The 19,388-nt window shown below is 38.2% G+C and carries 13 protein-coding genes and 4 pseudogenes; 3 read left to right on the top strand and 14 right to left on the bottom strand.

Annotated elements, in window-relative coordinates; all coding sequences use genetic code 11:
- Positions 1-31 precede the first annotated feature (31 nt).
- The 5 genes and pseudogenes from tnpC to AC5YDH_RS13880 all read right to left on the bottom strand — a co-directional run bounded on the left by tnpC (position 32) and on the right by AC5YDH_RS13880 (position 4,269).
- A complete protein-coding gene (gene tnpC, locus AC5YDH_RS13900) occupies positions 32-1,636 on the bottom strand; it encodes an IS66 family transposase (protein WP_496118776.1) in 1,605 nt (534 codons plus the stop codon).
- Between the two features lie 74 nt (positions 1,637-1,710).
- Complete coding sequence (gene tnpB, locus AC5YDH_RS13895) at positions 1,711-2,046, bottom strand: IS66 family insertion sequence element accessory protein TnpB (RefSeq protein WP_496118774.1); 336 nt, start codon at positions 2,044-2,046, stop codon at positions 1,711-1,713.
- Entirely contained in the window at positions 2,043-2,471 is a 429-nt protein-coding gene (tnpA, locus tag AC5YDH_RS13890; protein ID WP_005108355.1) for an IS66-like element accessory protein TnpA, read from the bottom strand. The genes tnpB and tnpA overlap by 4 nt, the downstream gene beginning before the upstream one ends.
- Before the next feature lie 73 nt (positions 2,472-2,544).
- Positions 2,545-3,215 (bottom strand): annotated as a pseudogene (locus AC5YDH_RS13885) (IS5 family transposase); the annotation flags it as partial.
- A 91-nt stretch (positions 3,216-3,306) separates the two neighbouring features.
- Positions 3,307-4,269 carry a sensor domain-containing diguanylate cyclase gene (locus tag AC5YDH_RS13880; RefSeq protein ID WP_496120357.1) on the bottom strand — a complete coding sequence of 321 codons (963 nt, stop codon included), beginning with the start codon at positions 4,267-4,269 and terminating at the stop codon, positions 3,307-3,309.
- A 239-nt stretch (positions 4,270-4,508) separates the two neighbouring features.
- Between AC5YDH_RS13880 and AC5YDH_RS13875 the strand changes: the two genes are divergently transcribed.
- A complete protein-coding gene (locus tag AC5YDH_RS13875; protein WP_496120355.1) occupies positions 4,509-7,055 on the top strand; it encodes a bifunctional diguanylate cyclase/phosphodiesterase in 2,547 nt (848 codons plus the stop codon).
- Between the two features lie 68 nt (positions 7,056-7,123).
- Here AC5YDH_RS13875 and AC5YDH_RS13870 read toward each other — a convergent pair.
- Positions 7,124-7,552 (bottom strand): annotated as a pseudogene (locus AC5YDH_RS13870) (integrase core domain-containing protein); the annotation flags it as partial.
- 48 nt (positions 7,553-7,600) lie between these two features.
- On the opposite strand from AC5YDH_RS13870, the gene AC5YDH_RS13865 reads away from it, so the two are divergent.
- Both AC5YDH_RS13865 and AC5YDH_RS13860 read left to right on the top strand, forming a co-directional pair.
- Positions 7,601-8,557 (top strand): IS5 family transposase, encoded by a 957-nt coding sequence (locus AC5YDH_RS13865; protein WP_496120353.1) that lies wholly within the window; start codon positions 7,601-7,603, stop codon positions 8,555-8,557.
- A gap of 53 nt (positions 8,558-8,610) precedes the next feature.
- Positions 8,611-8,787 (top strand): annotated as a pseudogene (locus tag AC5YDH_RS13860) (Fic family protein); the annotation flags it as partial.
- A 76-nt stretch (positions 8,788-8,863) separates the two neighbouring features.
- Here AC5YDH_RS13860 and AC5YDH_RS13855 read toward each other — a convergent pair.
- The 8 genes and pseudogenes from AC5YDH_RS13855 to AC5YDH_RS13820 all read right to left on the bottom strand — a co-directional run bounded on the left by AC5YDH_RS13855 (position 8,864) and on the right by AC5YDH_RS13820 (position 18,910).
- Entirely contained in the window at positions 8,864-10,363 is a 1,500-nt protein-coding gene (locus tag AC5YDH_RS13855) for a tripartite tricarboxylate transporter permease (RefSeq protein ID WP_496120351.1), read from the bottom strand.
- Between the two features lie 13 nt (positions 10,364-10,376).
- Positions 10,377-10,823 carry a tripartite tricarboxylate transporter TctB family protein gene (locus tag AC5YDH_RS13850; RefSeq protein ID WP_496120349.1) on the bottom strand — a complete coding sequence of 149 codons (447 nt, stop codon included), beginning with the start codon at positions 10,821-10,823 and terminating at the stop codon, positions 10,377-10,379.
- A 52-nt stretch (positions 10,824-10,875) separates the two neighbouring features.
- Positions 10,876-11,868: a Bug family tripartite tricarboxylate transporter substrate binding protein gene (locus tag AC5YDH_RS13845; RefSeq protein ID WP_496120347.1), complete on the bottom strand. Its 993-nt coding sequence runs from the start codon at positions 11,866-11,868 to the stop codon at positions 10,876-10,878.
- A 96-nt stretch (positions 11,869-11,964) separates the two neighbouring features.
- Positions 11,965-13,104, bottom strand: coding sequence for a tricarballylate utilization 4Fe-4S protein TcuB (gene tcuB / locus AC5YDH_RS13840; RefSeq protein WP_496120345.1), 1,140 nt, complete (start codon positions 13,102-13,104; stop codon positions 11,965-11,967).
- 3 nt (positions 13,105-13,107) lie between these two features.
- Complete coding sequence (gene tcuA / locus AC5YDH_RS13835; RefSeq protein ID WP_496120343.1) at positions 13,108-14,502, bottom strand: FAD-dependent tricarballylate dehydrogenase TcuA; 1,395 nt, start codon at positions 14,500-14,502, stop codon at positions 13,108-13,110.
- A gap of 98 nt (positions 14,503-14,600) precedes the next feature.
- Positions 14,601-15,533: a LysR family transcriptional regulator gene (locus tag AC5YDH_RS13830; RefSeq protein WP_496120342.1), complete on the bottom strand. Its 933-nt coding sequence runs from the start codon at positions 15,531-15,533 to the stop codon at positions 14,601-14,603.
- 271 nt (positions 15,534-15,804) lie between these two features.
- Positions 15,805-18,543, bottom strand: a pseudogene (locus tag AC5YDH_RS13825) (type I restriction endonuclease subunit R); the annotation flags it as partial.
- Between the two features lie 70 nt (positions 18,544-18,613).
- On the bottom strand, positions 18,614-18,910 hold the full coding sequence (locus tag AC5YDH_RS13820; RefSeq protein ID WP_496120341.1) for a hypothetical protein: 297 nt from the start codon (positions 18,908-18,910) through the stop codon (positions 18,614-18,616).
- Positions 18,911-19,388 lie beyond the last annotated feature (478 nt).

Here is a 19,388-nt window from a genome sequence, read left to right as displayed (position 1 = left end):
GTAAGCGTCCGCTGAACCCCATGCCTATTTTTTAATTCGGTTCAGGTTTCCAGCGGTGTGGTAGCAATTCTTCAATCTGAGTCACTTTATGTGTCGGCAATCTTTTCAGCACATCACTTAAATAGGCATACGGATCCAGCCCATTCAGCTTTGCTGACTGGATTAATGTCATAATATTGGCTGCTCGCTGACCGCTGCGCAGCGAACCTGCAAATAACCAGTTCTTACGTCCCAACGCCCAGGGGCGCATCTGGTTTTCCACCCAGTTATTGCAAATCGGTAGATTGCCATCATCCAGATAGCGGCTTAAAGCTGGCCAACGCTTCAGAGTGTAATTGATCGCCTTGGCGGTTGGAGAACTCGATGGCACAGTCAGTTGATGTTGGTTGAGCCATTCATACAGTTGTTGCATCACCGGTTGACTATGCTGTTGTCGGTATTCGCGGCGCTGTTCTGCTGTACCATCGGTCTTTTTCCTGAGTTCTGCTTCTATCGCATACAGTTTCTGAATCAGCACTAATGCCTGTTCAGCGATCTGACTTTTCCCGGTCACATGCAGTTCATGAAATTTACGACGTGCATGTGCCATGCAGCCCACCTCAATGACATCGCCTGATTTAAAGCGTGCTTTATAACCGCTGTAATCATCACAGACCAGATGGCCCTGCCAGCCATTCAGGAACTCTTCTGCATGCTGACCTGAACGACTATCCTGAAAGTCATAGATCACGGCTTGAACTGGATTGTACTGTGTAGTGGCATAGGCCCAGACATAACCTTTCTTCGGTTTTTTATCATTCTCACCCATCCGCATGATGGTGACTGGTGTTTCATCTGCATGCAGCACCCGCTGTTGCAGCACCACCTGTTTTAAGGCATTGGCCAGAGGTTCCAGTTCCACACCGCAGCGACCAATCCAGTCAGATAAAGTAGATCTGGACAGATCAATGCCCGCCCGCTGATAGATCAGGCGCTGACGGTACAGCGGCAAATGATCAGCGTATTTCGAGACCAGCACATGGCTGAGCAGTTCAGGTGAAGCAATGCCTTTATCAATCACATAGGCGGGCATCGCTTGCTGAGTCAGGGTGTCACACTGATCACAGACCCATTTGCCACGCACATGCTGTTCCTTATAGAACTGTGCCGGTCTGAAATGCAGTTTTTCACTGATATCTTCGCCGATACGACGGAGTTGGCAGCCACAAGCACATTGGGTTGATGTTGGTTCATGCTCAATACGAATGGTGTGTAGATGATCGGGCAGCAGTCGACGTTTAGGTTTATTTGCTTTGGCTTTGTGTGTCGCTGCATCGGTTTTATCTGCATTCAGCCGCTCCAGTTCCAGATCGACTGCTGTGATATCTTCTTCGACCGCCTCATCCCACAGATGGATTTGTTTTGCGGTGAGATGTTCGTTTTTACTACCGAATTTGTGCTGTTTAAACAGCGCCAGTTCATGCTCGTATTTTTGATTGAGAATAGAAAGATGTTGAACTTTGGCATCCAATTGCTGGTTTGATTTTTCTAATTCTTGATTTGATTGTGCCAGAGACTGATGCTGCATTGCCAACTGTCTGGTAAATTCCAGCAGTTGTTCATGGGTCAGTTGGCTTAAGTCTGGCAGCGTATTCATGACCGCAGTATGCCTGAGGTCATGACGCAGAGGAAATAGAACGTTTGGAGAATAGCAGAATGGACCAGCCTGGTTTAAAGCATCGTCACCACCTGCTGTCGTCCAATGCGCTGCCAGGGCAAACCCTGGATCAGTGCTTGTAACTGTTCCGGACTGATCGCCATGCTTTCACCCTGGTGAACCTGCGCCCAGTGGAATTTTCCCTGTTCCAGCCGCCGGGCACACAGCCAGATGCCCAGTCCATCATGTACCAGCACTTTCATGCGATGGCCACGTTTATTACAGAACAGGTAAGCACAATGCGGTTTAATGTAGCCAAAGGCTTTCATGATCTGCGCCATAGCCGTATCCATACCCGCACGCATGTCCATCGGCTGGGTAGAGAGCCAGATTTCATCGATACGGATCATTTGATCAAGCCCTGAAGTAAAAGCAGCAACTCCTTGGCCGATTCCACTGGCCATTCGATTTCGATCACCTGATCTCTTGCAGAACATTGTTTCTGATGCAGTGGAATTCTGATATGAGCGACAGTATTCTTCTCCGGAACAGATAGCGGAGGTGCGTCTTGTTTGGCTGGAGTCGGGTGAAGCATGACCGGAAGAAAGTCAGTCTGTGGACTAGATGGGGTTGTTAATGCAGGGGGTATTGATCTGGATTGACGAATCCATTTATGCAACAGATTGGCATTGATCTGATGTTGCATTGCGACCTTGGCCACTGATGTATCTGGCTGCTGGCATTGCTGAATAAGTTGATGTTTAAATTCAGCCGTGAAGGTTCGACGAGGCTTTTTTAGCGTTGGTGTGCTGTCTATAACTGTCTTTAAATCCATAAATAGGTGTCCACTTAAAATTTAGTGGACACTATCGCGGTATTAATGAGTTAGAAAAAGTGGGATTCAGCGGACGCTTACGAATCACCGCATGTGCATCACGATCTAAAATGATTTTCCGGCAGTGATTTGTGTCATAAGCACCATCTGGATAAACAGAATCAATTTGTTCATCTAAAGGAATTTGAGCAAGTAAATCTTCGAGTACTTGCGAATCACTGACATTATTTGTGGTGAGTTGTACTGCACGTATTTTCAGGGTTTTAGCATCTATAGCAATGTGAAGCTTACGCCATTGGCGACGATATTCAGCCCCATGATTCTTACACTTCCATTCACCTTCACCTAGAAACCTCAAACCAGTAGAGTCCACGATGAGCAATATATTGCGCAAGGTAGCCCATTGCTACTTTCTTGATAGCTAATCGCAATATCAATATGCTTTTGTCGTTTACAGAGGATGGAGTAATCTGATGCTGTCCAATTCAAGCCACAGAGTTTAATCAGGCTTTGAGTAAAGCCAGTGACCATACGCAAAGAAAGACGGAATAAAGATTTGATCATTAAACAGCATTGAATCGCTGTATCGAAATAAGTTTGATTTCGTCCATTCTTGCCTTGTAGCTGTGCATATCATTGGGTCTTAGGATCAAACCAGATTGAAATATTTCCTTTCTTGATTAAAGCTTGGTTATAGGATGACCAATTTATTGTACGGTAAATTTTAGGTGTAGGCTGATTTATTTTGAAATGATATTACTAAATAAGCGTCTAAGGCTAAGTTCGTGCAACAAAGCCGTGAGAATGTACTAATTCATTATTTCTTTTTAATCAGTTAAATATTTGATACGAGCTTTTTCATAGTTTTTAATGCTCTTTTATTTCTATACATTTCTTTATCTGCATCAATGGCAGCAATTTTTAAACCTTTCCCTGGATCACGTACAGCAATACCCAAAGCAATACTAATGCCTTCTCCATTCAAAGAGTTTATAATTCTATCAGCTAGTTTTTCAGTATTTGCTAAATTAGTTTCAATATTAAGAATACCAAACTCATCACCTCCTAATCGAGCAACTAAATCACTGGAGCGAACTGTTTTTTTTAAAATAGAGGCTGTCTTTTGAATGAGTCTATCACCTTCTTTATGCCCCAACTCATCATTAACTTTCTTTAAATCATTCAAGTCAATGACAATAATAGTTGTAGGGTGCCCATATGTCTTGCAACGTTTTTCTTCCAGGTCAAGAAGTTCATCCCAAGCTCTACGATTAAAAACTCCTGTTAAGTGATCAGTCAATGAGTCCATTTTTAGCTTTTCAGCAAATCTATGCTGCTCGCTCAACTTAAGTTCACTTTGTAAAAGCTTACTAAGTAGTAGACTAAGAAGTTCTAATAAATCGTTCTCTTCTTGAATACATTCAGGTTGAGGGGATGAATCAATCGCACAAAGAGTCCCAAACAGGGTTCCATCTTCATTAAATAATGGTTGACCTATATATGCTTTTATCTTGGAGAATTTATTAATTCCTGCTTCAGCATATAAAGGGATTAATTGCGAGTTAGGTGCTATACGAGGCCCTTTACCTTGTACCATCTGCGAACAATATGAGTCTGTCCATTTGAATACTTGACCAGGAGAAATATCGTATTCAAGACTACTTGTTTGAAGAATAATCCAATCATTCCCCTCCAGACGAGTAATCATCCATAAATCAAAACCCAAGCGCTCTTGTAAGAACTTTAAAACCATTTCACCAGCATGGTTAAAGTTTTTTAGATTTTTTAAAAGTAACATAAATATCAAACAGACAATTTGTCCAAATATTCTACACGAGCTGTTACTGTATTGAACATCATTAATTTACAGTTTTATATGATCACTTAAAATTACAAAGCTTTCTAAAACATCCTAGTTAACAATTTTCTTAAAAGTATTAGTAGTAATACTTAATATAAAAATAAATAAGTTCATCTAACGGAGGTTTTTATGGTAAAAATAAACTTCTCATTGGGATAAAAAATTTAAGTTAAGTTATGCTGTATAGTGAAATTAAAAATACTAATATTTTATACCTTTTAAATCTACTAAATAAACAAAAACAACTCACCACAATATTAAACAGTATCTCTGATTGGGTAGAAGATTTAATTCCTGAAGTAACTGTATCTATCATGTTACTCACAGAAGATAAAGAACATTTACGCCTAATCAGCACTCGCAATAAATTTTCTAAAAACTATCAAGATGTGATTAACAACCTAAAAATTGGTCCAGAGGTTGGTTCCTGTGGTGCCGCCGCCTACTTAAAAAAAATGGTGATTTGTGAAGATCTAACCACTCATCCCAATTGGGCAACATTTAGGAATTATATAAAAAGTGAAAAAATTGCTGCTTGCTGGTCTGTTCCTATCATAAATACTGAAGGTATGCTTTATGGTACCTTTGGAATATATTATAAAAAGATCAAAAGTCCCGTAGATAGTGAAGTCCAAAAACTATACGAAATTGCCGCACTTATCGCATTATGTTTAGATTTCTATTACGAACGTGAAAATAAAAATGCACTATATGAACAATATCATTCATTTTACGATCATCATCCAGCAGCGATTTATGAGCATGACATAAATGGAGTTATTCTTAACTTTAACGAGACAGCTAAGAAGCATCATGGTGATGAAATAAATCAAATTATTGGCACTAATTATTTAAACTACTTCCCTAATCAGTATCAAGATGAGATCAAATTTGCTTTTAGTCAAGCTAGACTAGGAAATATTCAACAACTAGAAACTCTAACATATGATTTATTTGGTCAAACTTATTATATAGATCTGACCTATATGCCTATTTTCAAGAATAAAGAAGTGATTGCAATTTTAGCCATCGCTAAAGATATAAGTACTCAATATAATCTAAAACAAAATCTAAAATTATTAAAACGTGGTATAGATTCTAGTCCTAATGGGTTAACTATTTTAACAAAAGACGATTCTGATTATCATATTGTGTATGCCAATCCTGCATTCTTAGAAATGACAGGATTTACTCATGAAAATATATTAAACAATAACTGTAAATTTTTAGAAGGCCCAGAAACAGATCTTATTTCTATTCAAAATATTTTAAATGCTATTCAAAATAATAAATCTCTCAATGTAACTCTCAAAAATTATAAAAAAGATGGAACCTGGTTTTGGAATCAACTCACATTAAACCCTGTACTTGATAAAAACCACAATTGCACCCATTTCATTTGCACGCAACAAGATGTAACAAAAGAACTTTTAGACCAAGAATACATTTTGTTTCAACAAACTCATGACAATCTAACACACCTCATCAATCGTCAAATGTTTGAAAAAAAGTTAGAGGAGTCCTTTAAGCAAAGTGAAGATGATTTAGTCATTCTCTATATAGACTTGGATGATTTTAAAACAGTCAATAAAGATCTAGGCTATGCAAATGGTGATGAAGTTATTACACAAGTTGCTAAGCGACTTAAAGTTGTACTGAATGACTATTTATTATCAAGATTTTCATCAGATAGTTTTGCTGTACTTATTAATAAAGCTACGACAAAAGAACAGATTCTCCTTCTCGTTGAGGATATATTTAAAAATCTTGCTCTACCATTTTATATCAATCATCAATACATTAGATTGACAACGAGTATCGGAATTTCTGACAGAAATGAAATCATAAAAAACTCAAAAGAACTCTTGTATTCTGCAATACAAGCTATGTATGAAGCAAAAAAAGAACAAGCAAACACATGGAATTGGCATGTTACTAATAAAAAAGAAAATGGGTATATTAGTGAAATACAAATGCGCCATGACTTAACATTAGCATTAAGAGAAAAACAATTTCAACTTCACTATCAACCAATTATAGATAGCCAAACACAAAGAATTGTTGGTGTGGAGGCACTTATTCGTTGGTACCATCCCGACCGAGGTTTAATATCTCCTGCTCATTTCATTCCAATGGCAGAGCGCAGTGGGCAAATTTTTGAAATTGGGGCTTGGGTGGTTGAGCAGGCTTTAAAAAACATATCAAAGATTAATAGAGGCACTAAACAACAATTACAGGTATCTATTAATATTTCCCCACTTCAATTTAAAAGTCCATATTTTTTAAATATGATCTCTAAACTGCTTTCTCTATATCAATTTCCCCCTGAGCTATTAAAGGTCGAAATTACAGAGGGTGTTTTCATGATGGAAAGTGAATATTCATTGAAAATTTTACAAGAACTGCAAAAGTTAGGTATAAAAGTATCCATTGATGATTTCGGAACAGAATATTCAAGTCTCAGCTATTTACGTCGATTTCCAGTTAATCAAATTAAATTAGATAAAAGCTTTATTGATTTTATTACAACTAGAAAAAAAGATGCAGTCATTGTAACTTCACTTATTCAAATGGCTAAGAGCTTAGAATTGCAAGTTGTCGCTGAAGGCGTGGAAACGAAAGAACAGATGATTTTTTTAACTGAAAATCAATGTGATTTATTACAAGGATATTATTTTTCCAAACCAATTCCTATCGATGATCTAGAAAATTTAATTATATAAGTATGTTACATAACAAATTATCAGACCCCTGAACCGTACCAGGTTTGTCGGAGACATTTTTATTTAAGTTAAGCGACCTGACCTAACGGGTTAATCTTATCATAGTACATTGCTTCAAATTCAAAAGGCGATACATAACCAAGTGCACTATGTACCCGTTTTTTATTGAACCAATCCACCCAATTTAATGTTGCAAGTTGTACATCTGCTAAACCTTGCCAATCTGCTTTTAAATATTCAATTACCTCTGTTTTATATAAACCATTGACTGTTTCAGCCAAAGCATTGTCGTATGAATCACCAGTCGTGCCGACTGATGCCCGTAAATTTGCTGCTTCTAAACGATTGGTGTAGCGAATGGAAAGATATTACACGCCTCTGTCTGCATGATGAATTACATTCTTTGGCATACCTCGATCATGTAATGCTTGTTCAAGTGCATCAAGTACCATATCTGTATTCATACGTGTCGATACTTTCCACCCAACAATGGCTTTGTTGCATAAACCTATCTCTAACGGCTTATTCCACAATATAATTTTCAAATGAATAAGCCTACACCCAAAATTTATCGTACAACCAATTGGTCTTCATATAATCGAGCACTCATTAATCGTGGAAATATCGCTATTTGGTTTGATCCTGCTACGCAATGGTATGCTTCATCAAAAGGCAAACAAGGACGAAATCAAATCTACTCCGATACAGCTATCCAATGCTGCTTAATGATTAAATCCTTATTTCGTCTGTCTTTACGTATGGTCACTGGCTTTGTGCAAAGTCTGATTAAACTTTGTGGATTGGATTGGACAGCTCCGGATTACTCAACCATTTGCAGAAGACAAAAGCAGATTGATATTGCGATCAGCTATCAAAAAAGTCATGAAGGATTACATCTATTAATAGACTCAACTGGCCTTAAGTTTTTAGGCGAGGGTGAATGGAAACGCAAGAAACATCAACCTGAATATCGTCGCCAATGGCGTAAACTGCATATTGGTATAGATGCTAAGACCCTTCAAATACGTGCAGTACAACTTACAACAAATAATGTGAGTGATTCACAAGTACTCGGAGATTTACTTGATCAAATCCCACCAAATGAGCAAATTGATTCAGTCTATACAGATGGTGCTTATGACACAAAGCACTGCCGACAAGTCATTTTAGATCGTGATGCACATGCGGTGATTCCACCAAGAAAGAATGCAAAACCATGGAAAGATCAGCAAGCAAGGTCTATAGAGCGCAATGAGTTATTGAAAACAGTCAAACATCTAGGAAGAATGCTTTGGAAAAAATGGTCTGGTTATCACCGTCGAAGTTTGGTTGAAACCAAGATGCATTGCATCAAATTATTAGGCGATAAATTAACGGCAAGGAGTTTTCCTAGTCAGGTGAACGAGATTCATGCACGCGTAGCAGTCTTGAATAAATTTACAGACTCTGATTTTATGAGATCAGATAATGCCATAGGACCACTGTATCGATTAGTTAGCTAAGACAGACTTTTATCTTAATTTACTCAACTATGCTTTCTTAATGCGACAGAACCAAGCTGCATCCTGTTGAACGTGCAGCTAAAGTACATTCAGATTTTGTAGGTATTCATCCATTCATTGATGGTAATGGGCGTACATCACGTCTCTTAATAAATCTTGAATTGCTAAAAGCTGGATATCCACCTTACGTTATTACAGTCGAAAATCATCTAGCCTATTATGATAGCGTTAGCTCAATGGGTTTGTGCAACAAGGCTCATCTTAAATAATAATGGTCAGCTTATGCTGACCATTATTATTGTTTAATTAAGCTTGATGTTTTTTGATAAACAGATATTTACGTACAACAGGAAGAATCAGTAACAATGCTGACATGACCCAAAGTCCCATGCTGATATTACTGTGCCACAAAATGCTGAGTTCACCCTGAGAAATAGATAGAGCACGACGTAAGTTTGATTCCATTAACTCACCTAATACAAAGCCAAGAATGAGTGGAGCTAATGGGAAATCAAATTTTCTCAGCACATAGCCTATAATGCCTAAACCCATACATAACAATAAATCGAAGATGGTACTGTGTATTGCATAGACCCCTACAAAACTTACTGTCGCAATAATTGGAATCAGGATATAGCTTGGAATACTGAGTAGTCGTGCAAAAAAGCCCACTAAAGGTAGATTCAACACTAATAGAATGATATTACCAATCATTAATGAGGCAATCAGAGCCCAAACCAATGTTGGCTGTTCCGTAAATAGTTGAGGACCTGGAGTGATATTGTACATAGTCAATGCACCCATCATTACAGCTGTTGTCCCAGAACCAGGAACACCTAAAGTTAACATTGGTACGAATGAACCACATGCTGCTGCATTGTTAGCACTTTCAGGCGCCGCCAGACCACGTAAATCACCCTTACCAAATTTGCTACTATCTTTAGCCATTTTACGTTCGGTAGTATAAGCCATCGCACTCGCAACACTCGCTCCGGCCCCTGGTAAAATACCTGAAAAGAAACCAATGAGTGAGCCACGAATCATCGTTGTTAGTGCACTTAAAAACTCTTTGAAGTTAAATAGCGAACGTTTTCCTTGCTCCAATACCACCTTACCTACAGTAGTACGCTCAAGTAGCAGTAAAATTTCACTAATACTAAACAAACCAATCACGACCGTGGTAAAGGCAATACCATCACTTAATCCGACACTATCAAAGGTAAAGCGATATACACCAGTAATAGCATCCATCCCCACTGTTGATAGGCCTAAACCCATCAATGCCATGATCAGTGTTTTAAAAGGCTGGGTACTAACCAAACCAGTTAAACACACAATTGCGAATACCATTAATGCAAAATATTCAGCTGGACCAAAAGATATTGCCCATTTTGCGAGAATAGGAGCAAATAAAACAATGCCTATAAAAGCAATGGTACTACCGATGAACGAACTGATTGACGATAAAGATAATGCAATACCTGCCTTACCCTGCTGTGCCAACGGATAACCATCTAGTGTGGTCATAATAGCACCGGCATCACCTGGAACATTTAGAAGAATTGCTGAAATACGGCCCCCATATTCACAACCTAAATAAACTGCTGCCAAGAGAATTAAAGCACTGTCTACAGGTAAACCAAGCGCATAAGCAAAAGGTAATAAGATCGCCACACCATTGATTGGACCTAGACCAGGTAATAAGCCCACAATTGTTCCAATAAATGCACCGATAAAAGCAATCAAGAGATTTTGCGGTTGTAAGGCAACTTCAAATCCCATCATTAAAAAATTTAGTATATCCATATCGCAGTCATCCTTAACCGAAGAATCCGAGTGGTAATGGCACATCTAGTACACGATCAAACAGATAGTAAGTACACGTGCTGAGTATTAATCCAGTAATCGTCACTGGAATCGTTTTGCCATTGAAAAGTTTCCCCAAGACAATAGTCATGAGTAAAGTCGCAACGATAAAGCCAAACCACTCAAAAATAGCTGCATACACTGTTAAGGTTATTGCGCACAGCGCTAATTTACAAAGCAAATGTTTAGTCCAACCTAATTCAATTGGTTCAAACATAATGGCTGGACGTACCGTAAGATACACTGCACTTACGGTAATTAAGCCCATCAGCAAAATTGGAAAAGCCTTTGGCCCTACTGGATCGTAGGAAATTGGAGCTTCAAAATAGCATGCGTGAATTAGTAAGAATAATCCGCAAACTGCAATGATGCCCGTGAGAATCCGTTCTGATTTCATCATCTACCCTCAAAACAAAGCCTGAGCTGAAAATAGCGTTCAACTCAGTTTTTGATTATTTTGATAATTTATATTCTTCTGATAACTGACGCATTTCTTCAGTCTGCTTATAGACATAAGCTCTCAGTTCTTCACCAGTTAGTTCGAATGGAAGTAGATCCTGATTTTCTCGAATTGCATCGAACTTTTTATTAGCCATCATCTTATCAAAAGCGCTTTTCCACCAATTATAAGCTTCATCACTTACTTTTGGCCCCATATAAAAACCACGAATAACAGGCCACTTTAGATCATAGCCCTGCTCTATTGCAGTTGGAAGTTTTGAAAATTTACCGTCTAATCGTTTATCTGAAAACACAGCTAATACCCTGATATTTCCAGCTTCTAAGTGAGATCCAACCTCACTGACATTACCGACACCAACCTGAATATGTTGACCGAGAAGAGACGTCAATACCTCCCCTCCTCCTTCAAGCGCTACAAAACTCATATCTGATGGATTCACACCCGCTTTTCTAGCTAAAATTGCCGTTTGCATCCAGTCTTGACCACCAACGCTCCCTGCACCACCAAAGCTTACTTCTTTAGGATTTGCTTTTAATTTCTTCATCAAATCATCTAAATTTTTTAGTGGAGAATCTTTATGAACTGCTACTAGGCCATAATCAACAGCCACTCCAGATAACCAACGCACATCTTTTACAGTAAAATTTCCAAATTTACCTTGAGCAAGATTAAGTAAAGAACCTGTTGAAAATGCGACAACTGCATTATTATTTGCTGGATCGTTATTTACAATTTTATTATAAGCAACGGCACCTACTCCTCCAGGCATATACGTTACACGCATTGGATCCGTTAGAACTTTCGTTTCTTTAAAACCAGCTTGGATAAGCTTACATGTCATATCAAAACCACCACCTGGTTTAGCAGGTGCAATACATTCAGGTCGTTTAGGCTGACCAGCTTCCCGTGAGGCATTTCCTGAACCACAACCAACCATAATTGCACTCACGCAAGCAAGTACCAATAAATTATATTTATTCATTTTTAGAATTCCTTTCCTTTAACTGTCCATAAATTGAGTATAAAAATTACCTAGTTCCATCATCGACCTCCTTGGTCTTAATTGAGGTTTGGGTGTTTATTTTGTCTTGTTTTTAGCAATACGCTCCTCCACTGCAAATTTCAGCAAAGCAGCACTGCGATAAAATCCATGTGCAAACTTCCCAAATGGTATCGTAAGGAAGAAAGTCATTACGGTAGCTAAATGGATGATTAGCAATAGCGCCATCGCTGAGCTATCTCGGAAAGCCAATAAAGCTAAGCCTGTAATACTTATTAATAGCAAAAGGAAGATAAAGCCTCGATCCATTGGTTTTTGCTTAACATCACCATGTAACGGATGACGCTTGATATTCAGATAAAGTAAACCAATTGGACCAATGACTAACCCAATACCACCAAGCGTTCCTAAAATCACAGGTAGACTGGTATAGCCATATGGTGCTTCTAGTCCTAAGAAGTAGTGATAGCCTGTAGCAACACTGGTTGCTAGGAAGCAGAATAGAAAACCGTACATAGTGAAATGATGAAATACACGACGAATCTGGGTATAACGATCATCTTCCTCATTACAGCCCTTACCATGTCCGCCATCTAAATATTTAAGAGTCAGAACATTTTTCGAAGCCTGAAGAATATCTGGCTGTGCAACACCTTCTGGAATAATTTTTGAAGTCTGTTTCCAGAATTTTGCTATGCCGAGACTTAACAGTAAAATTGCTGTGATAAATACAGATCCGAACAGCACCGCCAAGAAGTTATGAGGGAATATCGCGTAAAAGTCGCCTTGGTACTGACCGAATAAGTCTGTTCCATTCAGCCAGACTCCTCCCAACATGAGCAGAAAGAAAATAACAGTCATTACAGAAACTAAAGCAATTCCCGTCTTTTTATAAATCGCACCAAAAGAAGCGGGTACTGCAAATTCCTGATAGGTTTCAAGACGTACTTGCGCCATTACCTGTGGAATATTTACACCAAATTCATGTGGTGGTGCGTACTGACAAGCATGTAGACAAGCACCACAGTTATGACAAAGGTTCGCCATGTAATGAATATCAGCTTGTGTAAACTCAAGGCGTTTAGTCATAGCTGGAAATACGGCACAAAAAGTTTCACAGTACCGGCATGCATTACAAATCTGTAAAGCCTGTTTAACCTGCTCTTCATTTTCAGTCAGCTGCACTACAGGAATTAATGTTTTGACATTAGCATTCATATTTTAAGCTCCCTGCTTGAATGCAGCTTTTGCAGCATTTTTACCAGCAATACGACCGAAAGTCGTACCAATCGACATCCCCACCCCTGCCGTATAACCTTGGCCCAATACATTACCCGCCATCATTTCACCAGCTACATACAAATTTGGACTCGGCTGATTGTTAAAACGTACCGCTGCATCATCTTCAACTTTTAATCCTAAATAGGTAAAAGTAATTCCTGGTCGTAATGCATAGGCATAAAATGGCGGTTGATCTAGAGGAACAGCCCAGTGGGTTTTAGCAGGGATTATTTTTTCTGTATGACAGTTATCAAGTACGGTATGATTAAACTCACCCTTAACACAGGCACTATTATAGTCAGTTATAGTTTTAGAGAATGTCGCTACATCTAGATTCAGCTTGTCTGCCAACTCTTCAATCGTGTTCGCTTTTGTACCTTCAAATACTGGTGGCATAAAGCGACCAACAGATTTGGAGTCTATAATCGAGTAAGCAATTTGATTGGGTTGTTTAGCAACTAAACGCCCCCAAATCGCATAACGTTTTGGCCAAAAATCCTCACCTTCATCGTAAAAACGTTCGGCATTTTTATTTACTACAATGCCTAAAGATACACAGTCAATCCGAGTACAAATACCACCATCATAAAGTGGTGCACGAGCATCAACAGCAACACAATGAGACTGAGAAGGATCACCAATAATATCAGCTCCCTGATCCATCATTAATTTCAGCAAATTCCCTTGGTTGAATCGGGTACCACGAATAATAAAATTATCTGCTGGCCACTCACCATTTTCATTTTGTCCCCAGGCTTCTTTTAACCATTCACGATTTGACTCAAACCCGCCTGCAGCCAACACACACGCCTTTCCCTCGAAGCGTTTACCATCTTCGGCAATAGCTGCAATAAATTCACCATCTTCAATTATCAGTTGAGTAATTTTGGTGTTATATCGAATCTCAACACCGAGATCTTGTGCACTTCTAAAATAGGCATTTACGAGAGCTTTCCCACCACCCATAAAGAAAGCATTTGTACGTGCCACATGCAGAGCACCAGATAAAGGGGGCTGGAAGTTAACCCCATGTTTACGCATCCATTCACGGCAGGATGCAGTTGTACGAATAACAAGACGAGCTAAATGTTCATTGGTTTTACCAGCAGTAACTTTTAACAAATCTTGCCAGTATTCTTCTTCAGGATAAGCATCAATTAGTACATCTTGTGGCTCATCATGCATACACCGTAGATTACGTGTATGCTGTGAATTTCCACCTCTCCACTCTTTAGGCGCAGCTTCCAAAAGCAATACCGAAGCACCCGCTTCTCGTGCAGTAAGTGCTGCACATAATGCGGCATTCCCACCGCCAATCACAATTACATCATGCATTCGATGTCTTCCCTTTCGAATTTGATGTAATTTAAAACTAAAAGTAAGGAGTCCGTGAGTGGCTGAATTTAAATAGGTATTTAATAAAACTAAATAGGCTAAAAGTCTAATAGATCAGCACGAAGCCATAAACCTTTGCTTATTAGATCTTTAACACAACTTTTTATTGCCACTTTTGTTGCAAGGCTTGCAGGTGAAAGTTCTTCTTCTGAAATACTAATTAAATAGTTGATCCTAGCAAGTTCTGGTTCGACTACCTTTAACAAGCATATATCAGATTTAAGATAATCAAAGTGAGCGCTCACAGGTTGAATTGTAGCCATATTTAAACTACTAACACAGTTCATTAATAAATGTAGTCCATCTACTTCATAGCCGACATCTAATAATTCCACTTTTTGATCTAAAAATTTACGGAGTCCATGCCTTTTACTTGGTAATACCAATGGCAATTGATTGACTCGATGTAAATCAATTGCCCCATCTTGTATACATTGTTCAAATCCAAATTCTGTCAGTAAAGTTCTATTTGCCATCAGAAACATTTGTTCTTTCAATAATGGTTGAACTGACCAATTAGCATCTACATCCTGTGTAAAAATAATGGCGATATCTAGTTGTCTTGAATTAACAAGGTTCGTAAGATTTCCAGATAGACTTTCTACTAAATGAATTTTAATATCTGGATAGCGTTCTGACATAAGCTGCATAAATGGTATACCTATAACTGATGCAATACTTGGTGAAAAACCTACGCTAACATGACCGGTCAAACGCGAGGAATGTGCTGCCTCAATGGCATATTGTACATGCCGTAATGATAATTGTGCCTGTTTAAAAAAAGCCAAACCTGCTGGAGTAGGTGTAACCCCAGTAGAGGTTCGGCTTAAAAGGCGAGTGCACAGTTCATCTTCTAACTTTGCAATTTGCTGACTTAAAGCAGACGTACCTACATCTAATTTCTGTGCAGCTTTACCTAGACTTCCAGATTCTACAATCGTAATAAAGTATTTTAGCTGTTTTAATTCCACTAATTCCCCTCAAAATAATATTTTTTATTACAGTATGTTCAATTTATACAATATATAAAGACAATCAAGATAATGTTAAAAAGATGATGATGAAACTACGGGTATACTTTAAAAAACTTTTGGTGGTGGTGGCAGGTTAACTGAATCAATAAAATTCTGATTAATAACAAATAATAAAAATCGAATTACCCTTTTTAACCCTAATTAAAAATGCAGTAATATACCCATGCAGCCAGATGGCTGCATGGGTATATTACAGTAATTGTTTTATTTAAAGTCCAGTATAAAATTTTTCAATAAATTGTCTTGTCTTCACAAGCAATGAGCTAAATACATTCTCTCGTTCAAACAACTTAACTTTAAAGTTTGGTAAATCACTTAATTCTTCTTGGCGTGGTAAACGCTGAGTAAACTCATAGTTATCGAGTACCTTTTTAAGTACATCGGGTTTCAAGTTTTCTTGTTCACATAAATGCTGATATGCCTGCTCTTTCTCGATATCCCAAAACTCAGCAAATGCTTGCGCTACATTTTGACCATTGATCATTTTAGGCATGTTTTCAGCAATAAACTTTTCGATTAAGTCTTGCTTATTATGAAGTGAGACATCACCACCGATTAAATCATGTACTTGAGCCTCATATTGTTGACGCTTATCTTCATTGTCTGAATTTACAGCCATCTGTAGCAAGTTAATGATATAACCCACATTCACCCGATCACGATGTAAAAGCTCTAACTGAAAATCTACATCATCTAAAACAGATACCTTTTCTTTAGTCGTTGTTCTTTTTACCTCACGACATAAATCGGCATATTTAGAGGCAAAATTTGCAAACTGTTGTTTATCTAATGCTGTTTCATCTTGATCATATTCAATAAAGGTTTCGAGCTGTGCGTTATAACGCATCACCTTACGAAAGGCTTTAATAAACTCCAGTTGATCATCTTCTGTTAATAACTCATCTACAGCCGTGTAATCTTTCGTTAACTGCAATAAAGCCTCTACAGCCATATCGTATTGAGACTTTATTTCTGCAAAACTTGGAATTAAGACAATTTGCCGTGCTTCTTTATTTGAAAATAAAGCCAAGGCTTCATCTGTTGCCCGTTTTAAATTACGGAAGCAAATAATATTACCAAAAGGTTTATTCCCATCTAATACACGGTTCGTTCTTGAGAATGCCTGAATTAAGCCATGAAACTTTAAGTTTTTATCTACGTATAAAGTATTCAAAGTTTTGGAGTCAAAACCTGTCAGGAACATATTCACAACCAGCAAAATATCAATTTGCTTTTTCTTTACTCTATCGGCTATGTCTCGATAATACGCATAGAACTGATCACCAGAATTATAATTGGTAGTAAAGCGTTGGTTGTATTTCGTAATATAACCATCGAGTTTATCTCGATTAGATTGATTCACTTGACTCGGGCTATCTGTACTTTCTTCATCAATCAATCCATTTTGATCGTCTGTACTTATGGCATCATTTGCACCGTATGAAAAAATAGTGGCAATGGTCAACGGTTTGTGAATTCGCCCTTCTGCCTCATCTTCAGCTTTCTTTTCCGCTTGTGCTTGTTCAAAGTATTCATAATACTGCCTCAGCATATCGACTGAACTCACGCAGAACATGGCGGTAAAATCACGTTGTTTGGTCTTAGTATCATGAATATCAATGATATAACGTGCAATCATTTGCAAGCGTTGAGGGTTGTCATAGAGTTCTTGTGTATCTATTGCTTCGACATCCTCACCACTGCTTTGCATACCTTTAGCTGTGTACTTTCCACGGTAGTCGATTTGGAACTGTAAAACGTTCCTGTCTCGAATTGCATCTACAATGACGTATTTATGCAAACACTCATTGAATAGGTAATCTGTGGTGAGTTTTAAGCCAGCTTGCGATTGGCTGTTTTCTTCAAAAATTGGCGTTCCTGTAAAGCCAAACATTTGTGCATTTTGAAAGAAACTTTTAATTCTTCGATGTGTTTCACCAAATTGTCTTCTGTGGCATTCATCAAAAATAAATACCACTTTTTTATCACGTAAATAATCAATCGATTCTAAATATCGGTCTGTACTAATGGCTTTATTTAGCTTTTGTAAAGTGGTCACAATTAATTTATCGTGACGTTGATCGAGTTGATTGACCAAGGTTTGTGTATTGGTTGTGCTATCTACACTTTCGGCTTTAAAAGCATTAAATTCTTTTGCTGTTTGGGTATCTAAATCATTGCGGTCTACCACAAATAAGACTTTTTCAACCTCTGGCATGTTCATGATAATTTGACTAGCTTTAAATGAAGTCAGTGTTTTACCTGAACCTGTAGTATGCCAAACATAGCCATTACTTGTTGTATTTTTTACTCGACCGACAATGCTTTGTACGGCATAAATTTGGTAGGGTCTTAACACCATTAAATTTTTACTATCCTCATACATCACAATATATTGCGTGAGCATTTGTGTGAGTGCTGTAGGTGCTAAAAAACTGTCTGCAAAATCGACAATTTCATTAATTGGTTTATTTTGTACATCTGCCCAAGGGAAAGTAAATTCGATATTTTTTGTGCCATTTGAATAGTAACGTGTGTTTACGCCATTACTAATGACAAAGAGTTGAATATAGCTAAATAAGCCTTGTCCTGCCCAATAGGCTTCTCGGGTATATCGTAGGGTTTGATTAAAGGCTTCTGCAATTTCTAGCCCACGTTTTTTTAATTCTATTTGTACAAGTGGAAAGCCATTCACTAAAAGTGTGACATCGAAACGGCTTGTTCGCCCATTATGATCTCGATGATCGACCGTAATTTGATTGGTCACTTGAAAGTGGTTTTTTGTTGAATCATGAGATAAAAAGAAAATATGTTTACTTGAACCATCATCAAATTTTACAGGGAATTGGTCTCGTAATTTTTTAGCACGCTCAAATACCGTTCCTGCATTTAAGAAGCTAATAACTTGTTTCCACTCTATTTCTGAAAGTGGTGCTAGCCCATTGGCGACCACGACAAAGTAGAAACCAATCATATTTCTCATTTTTTTTAAATCCCAAATACGTGAAGTTATTTTTTTATTTCAATTTATTGAGACATTGCAGCGTGTAAGCTGAACCGCGTTCATTAAAGTCCGCAGGGACTTTATGAATGTCTTCAATGTCTTTTAAGGTCTGTGTACCGTAATGTGCGTCTAACTTAGTGTAGACACATGAACAGAACGCCTTATTTCCCCCTGCATCTTTACAGCCTTGTTTAAACTGCCGTTCGATTTTGGGGGCGCAAGCTGAAAGTAAAACAGTCGAAATTAAAATTGAAAAAATACGTACAGAAAAACGCGGTAAAGTTTTTACCGAAAAAAAAGATGGATGCATCTTCACACCTATAAATCATGATTATTTTTTTATGGTGACTTCAGTAAAAGAGACAAAACTCATGCCATCAGCCAACAAGATTTTAAAAACTTCAGTGAATTAACATCAAAGCCATGATGAAGGTATGGAATCAAAAAAAGAGAAAAAGAAGAAGAATGAGGTACGCATGGCGGACTCCTTGTGTAATAAGAAGTTCTACCGAATCACTGTCAATTGATTATGGTGGCAGAACGAAAGAGGGTTGACAGACTGATACACAAGAATCAGCACACCCGAAGGTGTCCCCCTCCCGTTCTACCGCAGAGGGAGCACGAGGGTACTCACCAAAAAAATACATTTTTGGTGTGCTTGTGGTTTTGTTGCACAAACCTATCTGTAAAGGGTTTTTCAGCGATATAATTTTCAAATGAAGAAGCCTACACACAAAATCTACCGCACAACCAATTGGCCCGCATATAACCGAGCACTCATGAGTCGC

The organism is Acinetobacter sp. FY683 (genome assembly GCF_059515885.1).
This window is presented reverse-complemented; position numbering and strand designations above follow the sequence as displayed.